Here is a 12,812-nt window from a genome sequence, read left to right as displayed (position 1 = left end):
CGCAGGGAGTTCGTGTGCAAATTATTCACATTTTGCGGAGTTCCTGACTAAGTTATGTCGCGATTCTGAAGTTCGTGTGCAAGTTATTCACTTTCCACCCAGTTCATGATTCTCTTGTTGATTGATCGGACCAAAGCATAAGCATTCTCTTATATCGTTCGCGAACTCGCTCTACGGGTGATAGAATCTGTGCATGGCCCGAGGATTGTTCCCCGTCACCTTGTCTCTCACACTAGTCGCCCTGCTCGCTGGTTGCAGCAAATCGGGCGAAGCCGAACCCTCCGCAACCGCCACGGCGAAGCCGTCCAAGATCAGCTTCATGATCTTTGGCGATCCGGGGGAGCACGAGGCTTACAAGAACCTGGTGAAGGCGTACGAAACCAAGCACAGCGGCGCGAAGGTGGAACTGATCCACATTCCCTCTCAAGGCGACTATCGCAAGCGACTCGGCGCGGACTTCGCCGCCAACACTCCCGCCGATGTGGTGCTGATCAACTATCGGCGTTACGCGCAGTTTGCCGCCAAAGGGGTTGTGGAGCCGTTGGGGCCGTATCTTGAGAAGAGCTCACTCATCAAAAAAGAGGACTTCTACGGCGAAGCAATTCGGCCATTCGTGTTCAAGGGCGAGCTTTACGGCATTCCGCAAAACCTGTCCAGCCTCGTGGTCTACTACAACAAAAACTTGTTCGATGAGGCCGGACTTCCCCACCCCAAGTCCACCTGGACTTGGGACGAGTTTGTCTCGACGGCCAAAATGCTGACCAAGGATCGCGACGGCGACGGGAAGATGGACGTGTACGGGCTCGGTACCGAAGTTTCGCTCCAACGCCTCATCCCGTTTGTGTGGCAAGCGGGCGGCGAGATCGTGGATGACGCAGAAAACCCCACAAGCTTGAACCTCGGCGACCCAGGATTCCAGAAAGCCCTCCAGTGGTTTATCGACCTGCGCGCCGTGCACAAGGTGATTCCGGATCAGGTCGAAGAAAAGAGCGAGGACAGCGAGACACGATTCCAAAACGGGCGCACCGCCATGTTCTTGAATAGCCGCCGCGGCGTGCCCACCTATCGCGAGATTACAGGCTTTGAATGGGATGTTGTGGCCCTGCCCGTCGGCAAGCAAGCCGCCGGAATCCTCCACGCGGACGCTTACTTTATGCCGAAGGCGGCCAAAGACAAGGCCGCGGTCTGGAAGTTCATTGAGTTTGCCAACTCCAAGGAAGGACAAGAAATTGTCGCGGCGTCGGGCCGTACAGTGCCCTCGATCCGGGCGGTGGCCGAGTCGCAAGCCTTCCTCGACCCCTCGCAAAAGCCCGCCAACAGCAAGGTGTTCCTCGAAACCCTGCCCACCATGCGAGCGGTGCCCGTCAATGAAAACTGGGTGGACCTGGAATCCACCGCCACAGAAGAACTGGAGCGAGCGGTTTACAGCGGATTGAAAGCGTCGGAAGTGACCAAGACCCTGAAGGAACGAACGGACGGCGTGCTGGCAAAGTGAAGCTCGGGCGACGCGACGCCGCCCACCTCCGGCTCCTGATTCCGCTTGGCGTCGGCCTGATGCTGCTGTACATCGGGCCGGCGCTGGCCTCGTTGCTTCTGTCGTTCACGCACTACGATGGGCTGAGTTCGCCGCAGTCGGCGGGTCTCGAAAACTACGCGGCGCTGACCGATGATCGCGTGTTCCTCCGGGCGGTGGCCAACACCTTTTGGTTTCTCGCCATTGCGCTGCCCTTAAAGCTCGCGCTGGCCTGCGTGCTGGCCATGTGGTTACAGTCACGCAAACCCGGCACGGGCGCGGCCCGTGCCGCCGTCTTCCTGCCGAGCGTGATCCCGGACCCAGCGATGGCGTTGGTGATGCTGTGGATCTTCAATCCGCTCTACGGGCCGCTCAATTTGTTGCTTCAACAGTTCGGAATCGCCCCCCCGATGTGGCTCGCCGACCCTAAGTCGGCCCCGTGGGTGTTTGTTTTATTGTCGCTTTTTCAAATCGGCGAGCTCTTTGTGGTGCTCATGGTCGCGCGCATGGAGATTGCGGGCGAGCTATACGAAAACGCGAAGCTCGCGGGTGCCGCTCGGTGGGCCCAGTTTTGGCATGTCACGTTGCCGCAACTCGCCCCGTGGATGTTTATTCTGGGCGCTCGCGACATGATGATGAGCCTGCAGTCCACCTTCACGTTTTCGCACATGATGACGCAGGGGGACCCCTACTACTCGACCATGTTTATCGGCCTGATCATCTACGAAGAGGCGTTCGACCGGTTCCGATTCGGGTTGGGATCGGCCATGATGGTGGTCGCGTTCTTGCTCTGCCTGGCGGTACTTGGCCTCGTACGAACCGGGCTGCGGCGATGGAGGTACCACGTTGACCTTTAGGTCCCTGGGCTCGTTGCTGGCGCGCCTCGCGGTGATCGCCCTGTTTGTTTCGCCGATCTACTGGATCTTCGTATCGGCGATGCGCAAACCCGGCTTACCACCACCGCGGACGGTCGAGTGGCTTCCTGCCGAGTGGAGCCTAGACAACTTTGCGCGGGTATTCGAGCTCATCCCCATGGCGACTTATCTGCAAAACTCGCTGCTGGTTGGCGCGGTGGCCGTGCCACTCACTTTGCTCGTCGGCTCGATATCGGGCTACAGCATCGCGCGACTTTCGCCCGCGCTACGGGGCCGAATCGTGGTTCTGCTGATCGTCGCGCAACTGCTGCCGCTCATCGCGTTATGGTTGCCGCGGTTCTTCTTGGTTAAGCATTTGGGGTTGCTCGACACGCTCACCTCGCTCGTGCTCCCCGTGGCCGTCGGCTCGTTGCCGCTCTATGTCCTGTTGTTCTATCGCTCCTGCCTTTCGGTTCCGGCGGAGGTGTACGAAGCCGCTGAGCTCGATGGCGCGCCACCCCTCATGGCTTGGCAGCAGATGGCGATGCCGCTGATCCGCCCGACCACGCTGGCTGTGACTGCGTTTTCGTTTCTGTTCTATTGGGGCGATTTCGTGTGGCCACTGCTTTTCCTAAAGTCGCCGGACAACTACACCGTGAGCGTCGGCATTCTGCAATTGCAGCAACTCGACAAGTCGAACTGGCCGCTACTCATGAGCGCGAGCCTCATTTTGGTGCTCCCCTCGGTGCTGGTGTTTCTGCTGGTGCAGCGCTCGTTCTTGCGCGGCAATTTGCTCAGCGGCAGTAGCGGCTGGTAGCCGCGACTTACGACGGGGCCGGTCCGTCATAATAAAGATTCTCCATGCGCACCAAGGTTGAAATTGCCAGTAGCTTCGCCTCGACGGCGGACCTTGGGCGAGCGCAACGGTTCTTTTTTGTCGGTATCGGCGGCGCGGGGATGAGCGGGCTGGCGCACATGCTCATGCGGCGCGGCTACCAAGTAGCCGGCAGCGATAGCACCGATTCAGCCGTGATTGACGCCTTGCGCGCGGCGGGAGCCAAAGTTCAAATCGGCCACGACAACGGCTGGGTGATGCCTGGCGACGCACTGATTCTCACCGACGCGATCGACCTGAACGAGTCCCCCGAGGTGCAAGACGCGCGCCGCGGCAACAACCCGATCTTTCGACGGTCACAGCTCTTGGGCTGGTTGCTGGATGGCAAGCGCGTCATTGCCGTGACCGGCACTCACGGGAAAACCACGACCACCGGATTGGTCGCGAGCGCTTTGCTGGCCGGAGGGCTCGACCCCACCGCGATTGTGGGCGCGGAGGTACCTGACTTCGGGGGCGCGGTGCGCGAAGGCGCGGGCGATTGGGTCGTCATTGAAGCCTGCGAGGCCTACGACAGCCTGCGCGATCTTCCCGCCGAAATCGTGGTGCTCACCAACCTTGAGCCCGACCATCTCGATTTTCACGGCGACTGGGAGTCGCTCCTCGCCAGCGTGAATTCGTTCGTGAGCCAAGCTTCGACGCTGGTGTATTGCAAAGACGATGCCGGAGCGTGCGAGGTAGCTGCCGGGTTCGCCGGGACTCTGCTGCCCTACGGCGCCGAAGGTTGGGATTCGCCGGATTCGCAGCTCATGCGCATGCCGGGCCGACACAATTGGCAGAATGCGCGCGCGGCCCTATCCGTGGCCCACCACTTGGGCGTGGGGGCCGAACCCGCGCTGCGCGCGGTGCAAACCTACAGCGGCGCCGAGCGTCGGTTGCAACTGCTCCGCGAAGGCGAGATCGCCGTTTTGGACGATTACGCTCACCACCCCACCGAGATTACGGCCAGCATCGAGGCGGTTCGTTCGCGCTACGCGGGCCGTCGCGTCGTGGTGGTCTATCAACCGCACCTTTACTCAAGAACTCGCGATTTTCTGCCCGAGTTCGCGCGCACACTCAGCGCCGCTGATCTGCTGGTGATCACCGACATTTACCCCGCTCGCGAGGCTCCGATGCCCGGCATGAGCTCGGCGCGGATTGCCGAGCAAGTCACCTGCGAAGTAGTGTACGTGCCCAGTCGGCACCGCTTACCGACCGAAGTCCGCAAGCTGGTTCGCGCCGGAGACGTGGTCGTCGGCATGGGCGCGGGCAACATTTCCGAGTTTGGTCCGGCGTTCTTGGCCGAGCTCGATCGCCCCGCCGCGCCGCAACTGGTGGTGCTGTACGGCGGCGATAGCGCCGAGCGCGAGGTGTCTTTGCACAGTGGCCGCGCCGTGGCCAACGCTCTCTCCACTCAGTATTCAGTTCGACTGCTGGACGCCACTGAACTTCTTCTCGGCCAGCGCGATCTAGCTCCGCTTACCGGGGTAAATCGCCCCGATTTGGCGGTGCTGATGACCCACGGCAACCGCGCCGAAGACGGCGCTCTGCAAGGATTTTTGGAGCTGATCGGTGTTCCCTACACCGGGCCTGGAATTCAATCCAGCGCCCTGGCCATGGACAAGGAAAAGACCAAGGAGATTCTGCGCGCCGCCGGATTGCCCGTCCCGCCTGGGGTGCAGGTGACGGCAAATGAGGACCCGCAGCACGCGGCCGAACGCGTGCTCCGCGAGGTGGGCGGTGATGAATGGGTGGTCAAGCCCAACGCCCAGGGCAGCACCATCGGCGTGACGTTCGTCAATCGCCCTGAGGACCTCGCCGTGGCAATCGCTAAGGGGCTGCACTACGATAGTTCGGTGCTGGTGGAGCGTCGTCTGCGCGGCATGGAAATCAGCACGCCCGTGATGGGCGATCGCGCTCTGATTCCGGTCGAGATTGCCCCGACCGGCGGCAAGGATTACGACTTTGAATCGAAGTACACACCCGGCGCGACCGAGGAGATTTGTCCGGCTCGTTTGCCCGAGGAAACCATGCGGCTGGTCAGCGACCTCGCCCTCCGCACACACCAATTGCTCGGCTGCCGCGGGGTCACTCGCACCGACATGATCGTCACCGCCGAGGGGCCGATCATTCTGGAGATTAACACCTTGCCCGGCATGACCCCGACGAGTCTGGTTCCGAAATCGGCCGAGACGGCGGGCATGAGTTTTGCCGAGCTTTGTCAATGGATTGTGGAGGATGCCTTAACTTTTTATGGCGCGAAAGCCCGCTAACCCCAACCGCTTGCTCGCCGGTTTGATCGCGTTCAACTTGATCTGCGGGGCGATGTGGAGCCCGGCGACCGCCCCGCAAAAGCTGCGCGTACTGGGCGCGCCCGCCGGCGACGAAAAGCGCATCGCCGAGCGGCTCCGCAAATACGAAGGCGTGCCGAGTCGCCAGATTCAGAACGCGCACTTGGCGCAGGTCATCATGCCCAACTCCGAGATCGCCTCGGTCGAGTCGAGCATCAACCTGCTGGGGCGTGGCGTGATCATCCTGAAACTGCAAAAACCAGTGGCGACCATAACCGGCACCAAGGGCGCGCTCGCCAACGATGGCACTGTTTTTCAGCTTAGCCGCGATGGCTCGACGCTGCCGACCCTTACCGTTCACCCGGACATGCTGGGCGCGGCGTGGATTCCGGCCGGGCAATGGCCCGCCGAGCGGATGGCGTGGCTGATCCAGCAAGTAGTTTCCTGGCAACCCGACAACGCGTGGAAGTTCGACATCGACAGCCGCGGCGTGATGAGCTTCCGCGGGAACGAGAAGGCCACTGTGATCGTCGGAACACCTGTTGATCTCCAGAAAAAGTGGTCGAGATTCTCCGAGGAAATGGCGAAGCAGGTAACACTTTTGGAGAATGTTTCGGAAATTAATGTTTCTGCACCCACCGATATCGTGACGAAGCGTTAAAACATGAAAAGACCCGACATGAAGAATCCGTTTAACGTGAGCCAAACCATCAAATCGCCGGTGATTACCATCAGCCTGATGTGTTTGATGTTGGGTGTGATGACCACGAGCGCGATCCGCACAAACCGCGCGCGGGCCGATATCCGCCGCGACCCCAACGTCGCCGCGCGGCTCGACGTCAACGACAACCAAACGCAGGAAGAAGTGGCCAGTCTTCGCCGAGAAGTGTCTAAGTTGCGCGAGGAAAACACGAAGTTTCAGGCGGCTCTTTCCAAGGAAACCGACCAAGCCAAGGTCATCTACGAGAGCGCCGAGAACCTCAAATTGTTTGCCGGACTCACCGAGGTGGTCGGCCCGGGCGTGCGCATCACTCTGCGCGACGCCCCGAACGCGAAAGAGGATTTCGTGGAAGATAAAATCATCCACGACACCGACATCCTGAAGGTGGTCAACGAGCTTTGGAACGCGGGCGCCGAGGCGGTTTCGGTCAACAACAATCGCGTGGCGCTCGGCACGAACTTCCGGTGCGTTGGCTCGACTATCCTGGTGGATAGCGTGCGTATCGCTTCGCCGATTGTGATTCAAGCGCTGGGCGATGCCAAGTCGCTCAAAGGCGCCATCGAGATGCCGGGCGGCATTCACGCCGAGATCACGGCGATTGACCCGCGCATGATGGAGATTGTCCTGGTGGACAAGATGATGCTGCCGGCGTATTCGGGCAGCACCGAAAAGAAGCATGTGAAAACTGTCGAGGTGCCGAAGTGATCCTCATTCCCGTGTTCGCCCTCATCTTGGGCCTGCTCATCGGGCTTCTGCCGAGTCAAGACTTGCGCGGCCCGGCCGGGGTGTATCTGGCGGTGGCTTGCCTGGCCGGACTTGACACCGTGTGCGGCGGCATCAAGAGCAATTTCGAGGGGCGGTTTGCGGCGGATGTGTTCGTCAGCGGCTTCTTCACCAACTGCCTGCTGGCGTTCTTTTTAGCGTGGATGGGCGACCAAATTGGGGTGGACATCTTCCTGGTTTGCGCGCTGATTTTCGGTCAACGCATCTTCAACAACCTCAGCCTGATTCGACGGCACTTGCTGCAAAGCTACAACGATTGGAAGAAGCGACGCGACGTGGACGCAAGCCTTTCGACCTAGTTTGAACTGAGTTCCAGCGAATCGCCGCGGCCATCCGTCACAATAGATAGGATGTGCAGGCTGTCGTCTGCCTCCCCCGGAGACCCTCCCTCTTGAGCTACGCTGAGCACAACAATCGCCGCTTAGAACAATTCATCGTCCTCCTTTTTATCGCCGCGCCGCCCGTTGGTGGGCTCGTGTTGCTGTATCAAGTGTTGCAGGATAATGCACGGTTCCTCGCCACCATTGGCTGGCTGGCCTACCTGGTCGCCATCGTGGGCGCGCATATCAAGTGGGTTCGTCCCTACTTCCGCCGCTTCCCCATCGTCACCGGCTACAAGGAGCTGTTCACTCGCACCAAGATGATCCTGCCGCGGCACCGGTCCTTGGTCAACAAGGCGGTTCGCACGCGTATTCTGCGGTCCATTTATCGCTGGGCGGTGTTCTTCGCGATCATCCCGTTCTTCGTGGGTATGTACAACTTGTACGGTCACCACTTTGTATGGTTCATGGGCATGTGGCTCCTCGCGGGCATGGGCATCACCGTTGGTTATCACCGCACGGGCACCCACCCCAGCTACAAAACCAACCAAGTCGTGCGCGGCGTTGTGCTCGCCATGGGCAGTTGCGCCATGCAGGGTCCGGCGGGCGAGTGGATGAAGAAGCACACCAAGCACCACGCCTTTGGCGAAACCAGCGTGGACGTGCACAGCCCGTACGTGTTTGAGGATTCAAAGCGCGCGATTTGGTGGGAGCAATTCATGGGCTTCATGCACAGCTTCGTCATGTGGGCGTTCCGCGAGCCGAGCCTGCGCAAGCCGATGAACATGACGATGGAAGAGTGGCGTGCGCACATGCTGGCGCACCCGCCGAAGCTCGAAGATTTCCGATTCCGCGAGGAAGATCGCGGTCACTGGGAGGTGCGAAACCCCGCCGGTGAAGTGATTGTCACGACCGACACCATTCTCAAAAAGCGATGGGCCGGATTCGTCAACGATATCGTCGAGATTGAGAAGGACAAGACCGTGGCCCTCATCAGCCACCCGGTGGTCTACCTCACCATTCTCGGCCTGAGCTTCTACATCCCCTATGCCCTTGGCGGCATTAGCGTGTGGGAATCGCTCACCCGACTTTTGTTCATGAATTGGTCCACATTCTGTGTCAATTCGGTTTGTCACCTGTGGGGTGAAAAGCCATTCGACACGCCGGACAACGCGCGCAACAACGCCGTCATCGAAATTCTCGCCTGGGGCGAGGGCGGTCACAACACGCACCACAACGCGGCTCTCTGGGCCAAGCACGGCGTGTTCGGCTGGCAGTTCGACCCGAGCTACTGGTTCATTCGCGGCCTAAAGAGCGTGGGCCTCGCCAAGGACTTAAACATGCCCACAAACTTGCAGTTGCTGCGAGCCTGGCGCGAATGGCGCAAACGCGAGCCGTGGATGCAGGGATATCCGGTCAGACCTAAACATATCATTGGTGAGTTGCCGAGCAACCCGCCCAAGGCAAAGGTAAGTTAATCCCCTTTTCCCCAACTTTTCCCACCCGGAAGTACAACTTTCCGGGTGTTTTTTCGTTCGCCACCCCCTCGCCGCCAAGTAAGATAGAACCTATTCTATGAGCCAATTACTTGTGTTGGACCTCGGCTCGTCGCAGGCCCGTTTAGCCGCCTTCCACGTCGGCGCGTCCGGAGAGCTGGACGCCCTCGCGGTGGCGCAGATTCCCTCGGAGGGCGTGAGCAAAGGCGTGGTGGTGGACCTCGACGGCGCGACCGCGACCATCTCCACGCTTGTGCAAGAATTGCGCAAAAGCATAGCGATTTCTGAAGATGCGCCCGTGATCTGTGCGATCGGCGGCACCGATGTTGAGGGCTCAAATGCCCAGGGCCTGATCCCGATTTTCCCGAACACCCGCGCCATCACGCGCGACGACGTGTTCCAGGTGATCAATCACTCGCGGCAAGCGCCCACCCCGACGGGTCGCGAAACGATCCAGGCGATTCCGCGCGAGTTCCGCATCGACGGCAAGAAAGGCATTGTCCGCCCGATTGGCCGCACCGGTGGCCGGCTCGAAGTCGTGACGCACATCGTCACGGCCGACGCCGCGCACGTGCAGAACATCCAGCGCATCTGCCGCATCGCGGGCCTCACCGCCAACGAACTCGTGCCGGTTGCGATTGCCGCCGGTGCCGGGGTGGTGGATCCGAACGCCGCCACGCAAGGCGCGATGGTGGTGGACTTCGGCGCGGAGACGACTAAGGTCGCCATTTTCGCCGGTGGCGTCATCGCCTACCAGGCCGTGATTCCCCTCGGCGGCAAGGCCGTAACGAGCGACTTGATGGCCCTCCTTAAGTGCAACGAGGCCGAAGCAAACCGGCTCAAAACGCAGGAAGCCAGTGCGCTCTCGGGCAAGGTGCAAGAAGACGACACGGTGGAAGTGCTGCAGCAGGGGCAAGACCTGCATCGCCACTTGCAACGGCGGGTGCTTTGCGAAATCGTCGAGAGCCGCATGCGAGAAATCCTCTCCTTTGCCAAGCTGAACTTGGACAAAAGTGGGCTTTCCGGGTTGTTGCCGGGCGGCGTGATCCTCACCGGGGGCGGCGCTCAACTTCCGGGCTTGCCGCAATTGGCCGAGCAGATCCTCCCGAATATGAAGGTTCGTGGCGGAGTTCCCTCCGTGACGGGTACCTTCTCACAGGAATTCAAACGTCCAGACCTCGCTAGTGTAGTAGGTTTGGCCCGATTTATGGCCGATTCTGCCGCCGATGAGGAGTTCGCACCCGTCGCCGGTGAGCAAAGTTGGACCGTTAAAATTACGACTGCCCTCATGGGCAAATTGAAGTCAAATCGATCGATTCAGTAAGGTTTCGGTCAAATTGTTGGATGGTAAGTAAGCAGATGTCGACCGCAGTAATTAAGGTAATTGGCGTAGGTGGTGGTGGCTCAAATGCCGTCAACCGCATGATCGAGGCGGGAATCCAGGGAGTGGAGTTTATCGCGATGAACACCGACGCCCAGGTTCTGGAGCGCAGTTTGGCCCCGACCAAGGTGCAACTGGGCAACAACCTCACCCGCGGCCTTGGCGCGGGCGGCAACCCCGAGATCGGGAAGAGTGCCGCCGAAGAAAGCAAGAACGAAATCCGCAAGGTCATTGACGGCGCGGACATGGTCTTTATCACCGCCGGTATGGGCGGCGGAACCGGTACCGGCGCCGCGCCCGTGGTCGCCGATTTGGTCCGTGAGAGCGGCGCTCTCGCCGTGGCCACCGTTACTCGACCGTTCACCTTCGAAGGTCCGAAGCGACGCAAGCTTGCTGAGCAAGGCCTTATCTCGCTGATGGGTCGCGTGGACACCCTGATTACGATTCCGAACGACAAGCTGATGAGCGTGGTGGAACGCAAGACCACCCTCACCGAAGCCTTCCGCGTAGCCGACGACGTGCTGCGTCAAGGCGTGCAGGGCATCAGCGATATCATCACCGTCCCCGGCCAGATCAATGTTGACTTTGCCGACGTGCGCGCCGTGATGACCAATGCCGGTCCGGCGCTGATGGGCATTGGCTACGGCGTGGGCGAAGACCGCGCGCTGCAAGCCGCGCAAACCGCCACCAGCAGCCCGCTTCTGGAGCAGACGATCAACGGCGCCAAGGGCCTGTTGGTCAACATCACCGCCAGCGAAGACTTGACGCTTGCCGAAAGCAGCCAGGCGATGGAGTACATCCACCAGATGTGCGATGCCGAAGACGCGGCCATCTACTTTGGCCTCGTGGTTGATCCGACCATGGGCGACACGGTGCGCATTACGGTGCTCGCCACGGGCTTCTCGCCACAAGGTGATAGCCGACGCGTGGTTGAAGCGGCTTACCGCTCGACCCCCGAAGTGACGGCGAGCTCGGTGCAAGCCGTGATTCCGCCGGCCACCAAGACCGACGAACCGGAAATCCCGTCGTTCGTCGCCCCGACGCCGGAGCCGACTCCGGCCGCGCCGAGGGTCGAACCGGCCATGGAGCGATTCAAGCAGTCGCAAGTCTCGCCGAAAGAAATCTGGGAGAAGGCCAGCGCCGAACGCCGCAACGAGGCCAAGAGCGCCGACGAAATCTTCAGCCAAGAAGACCTGGACATCCCCGCCTTCCTGCGCGAGCGCAAGAAGAACGGCGAATAATCACTCCGCCTCGCCCGCCACGTCCAACAAAAAATCGCCCTCGACTCACCAGAGCCGAGGGCGATTTTGTGATCTAAACCAACTGGGCTTACCAATACTTCCAGGCGCTGTTGGCGAGGATGAAGATGCCGAGGCCAAGGTTGGTCACCAAGTGAACCACCACGCACGCCCACAGGCTCTTGGTCCAGTTAAGATACAGACCGCAGAACGCGGAGTACAGGACCGCCGGCAGCCACTCGGGGTGCGAGAAGCCGAACACCGCATTGACAATGGCAAACGCGCCCCAACTGAACACGCCCACCGGAATGTTGCTGAAGTCCTTGTCGGTGGCGTAGCGCAAGGCAAATGAACGCCAGAAAATCTCTTCCATGATAGGCACCACCAGGGCGAGGCCGATCATGCGGAAGGTGATGAACACGTAGGCGAACGCGGGATTCGCCATTTCGGTGAACGGATTGAAGCTTGAGCGCTCGCCGACGCGGCCGTAGCTCACACGCTCTTCGATGAGGATCCACATTCCCAGCAGGAGCAATCCCCAAAATACCGACCAACCCAGCCATTTTTTGTCGGCCTTGATTTCGCTGAGCGGACCCTTGGCCGCCCACACAAGGAACCCGACGGCGATGACCTTGGCGATGTAGATCGCTGGGTAGGCCTCCTTAAAGTTCCCCTCCAGCTGGGTGAGGATCATAAACACCGCCATCGGCAGCACATAGGGGAGCCAGTTGTATTTCTGGAAAAGCTTAGTTAGCATAAGCGGGTTTTGTTGAGCCTCGATTACTTGCGCCATAAGGTACCCGAATGGGTCAAGTGTTCATAACGCAATTATTGGGCCGAAAACTCCAATTCCTTGGCATTTTGTGCTATCTTCTGCGCATGAAGAAGGCATTTGCACTCTCTATTCTGGCCGTCATTGTCGTCGGCTGTGGCGCCGGGAAGCCTGGCATTGTCGGTGATTGGGATGTTTCGGGTCTCGATGCTCCGGGCATGCCGTCGGGCAGCAAGGCAACAATGGCCTTCCAAGATAAGGATTTTAACCTTACATTCAAAATGTCGCAGAATGGTCCGACCGGCAAGCCGATCAATCTGACCATGATTTACGGCGGCACCTATGAAGTCAAGGGCGAAGACCTGACGATGAAGTTCACCTCGTTCGATGCGAAGTCGGACGACGCGGCGGTTCAAAAGATGCTCGAAGGCAGCCTCGCGGCGGGCAAGCAGACCATGCTCGACAACATGAACAAGACCAACTCGGGCAAACTCGCATGGGATGGCGAGGACAAGGTCACGATGAAGTCCAAGAACAATCAGGACCTCGTTCTGGTCCGCGTCAAGAAGTAA

12 protein-coding genes are annotated in these 12,812 nt (G+C 60.0%); 11 read left to right on the top strand and 1 reads right to left on the bottom strand.

Annotated features, from left to right (window positions below; all coding sequences use genetic code 11):
• Positions 1 to 193 precede the first annotated feature (193 nt).
• The 10 genes from JNJ45_12530 (at position 194) to ftsZ (ending at position 11,471) form a co-directional block, all read left to right on the top strand.
• On the top strand, positions 194 to 1,495 hold the full coding sequence (locus tag JNJ45_12530; GenBank protein MBL8049497.1) for a sugar ABC transporter substrate-binding protein: 1,302 nt from the start codon (positions 194 to 196) through the stop codon (positions 1,493 to 1,495).
• The gene (locus JNJ45_12525) at positions 1,492 to 2,370 is read left to right on the top strand and encodes a sugar ABC transporter permease (GenBank protein MBL8049496.1); all 879 of its coding nucleotides are present in this window, start codon (positions 1,492 to 1,494) and stop codon (positions 2,368 to 2,370) included. The genes JNJ45_12530 and JNJ45_12525 overlap by 4 nt, the downstream gene beginning before the upstream one ends.
• Positions 2,360 to 3,184 carry a carbohydrate ABC transporter permease gene (locus tag JNJ45_12520; protein MBL8049495.1) on the top strand — a complete coding sequence of 275 codons (825 nt, stop codon included), beginning with the start codon at positions 2,360 to 2,362 and terminating at the stop codon, positions 3,182 to 3,184. Before JNJ45_12525 ends, JNJ45_12520 begins: the two co-directional genes overlap by 11 nt.
• Positions 3,185 to 3,228: 44 nt before the next feature.
• On the top strand, positions 3,229 to 5,511 hold the full coding sequence (gene murC / locus JNJ45_12515) for a UDP-N-acetylmuramate--L-alanine ligase (protein MBL8049494.1): 2,283 nt from the start codon (positions 3,229 to 3,231) through the stop codon (positions 5,509 to 5,511).
• Positions 5,492 to 6,190: a hypothetical protein gene (locus JNJ45_12510; protein MBL8049493.1), complete on the top strand. Its 699-nt coding sequence runs from the start codon at positions 5,492 to 5,494 to the stop codon at positions 6,188 to 6,190. Before murC ends, JNJ45_12510 begins: the two co-directional genes overlap by 20 nt.
• Before the next feature lie 3 nt (positions 6,191 to 6,193).
• Positions 6,194 to 6,955 (top strand): DUF881 domain-containing protein, encoded by a 762-nt coding sequence (locus JNJ45_12505; GenBank protein ID MBL8049492.1) that lies wholly within the window; start codon positions 6,194 to 6,196, stop codon positions 6,953 to 6,955.
• Positions 6,952 to 7,332 (top strand): small basic family protein, encoded by a 381-nt coding sequence (locus JNJ45_12500; protein ID MBL8049491.1) that lies wholly within the window; start codon positions 6,952 to 6,954, stop codon positions 7,330 to 7,332. The genes JNJ45_12505 and JNJ45_12500 overlap by 4 nt, the downstream gene beginning before the upstream one ends.
• Positions 7,333 to 7,424: 92 nt before the next feature.
• Positions 7,425 to 8,831 (top strand): hypothetical protein, encoded by a 1,407-nt coding sequence (locus JNJ45_12495; protein MBL8049490.1) that lies wholly within the window; start codon positions 7,425 to 7,427, stop codon positions 8,829 to 8,831.
• Between the two features lie 97 nt (positions 8,832 to 8,928).
• Positions 8,929 to 10,173, top strand: coding sequence for a cell division protein FtsA (gene ftsA, locus JNJ45_12490; protein MBL8049489.1), 1,245 nt, complete (start codon positions 8,929 to 8,931; stop codon positions 10,171 to 10,173).
• A 20-nt stretch (positions 10,174 to 10,193) separates the two neighbouring features.
• Complete coding sequence (gene ftsZ, locus JNJ45_12485) at positions 10,194 to 11,471, top strand: cell division protein FtsZ (GenBank protein MBL8049488.1); 1,278 nt, start codon at positions 10,194 to 10,196, stop codon at positions 11,469 to 11,471.
• 88 nt (positions 11,472 to 11,559) lie between these two features.
• Here ftsZ and JNJ45_12480 read toward each other — a convergent pair whose 3' ends face one another.
• Positions 11,560 to 12,225, bottom strand: coding sequence for a CAAX prenyl protease-related protein (locus JNJ45_12480; GenBank protein MBL8049487.1), 666 nt, complete (start codon positions 12,223 to 12,225; stop codon positions 11,560 to 11,562).
• Positions 12,226 to 12,347: 122 nt separating this feature from the next.
• Between JNJ45_12480 and JNJ45_12475 the strand changes: the two genes are divergently transcribed.
• On the top strand, positions 12,348 to 12,812 hold the full coding sequence (locus tag JNJ45_12475; protein ID MBL8049486.1) for a hypothetical protein: 465 nt from the start codon (positions 12,348 to 12,350) through the stop codon (positions 12,810 to 12,812).

Source organism: Chthonomonas sp., from assembly GCA_016788425.1.
Taxonomy (GTDB): Bacteria; Armatimonadota; Fimbriimonadia; order Fimbriimonadales; family Fimbriimonadaceae; genus JAEURQ01.
Note: the sequence above shows the minus strand (reverse complement) of the source record. Positions and strands in the feature narration are given on the sequence as shown.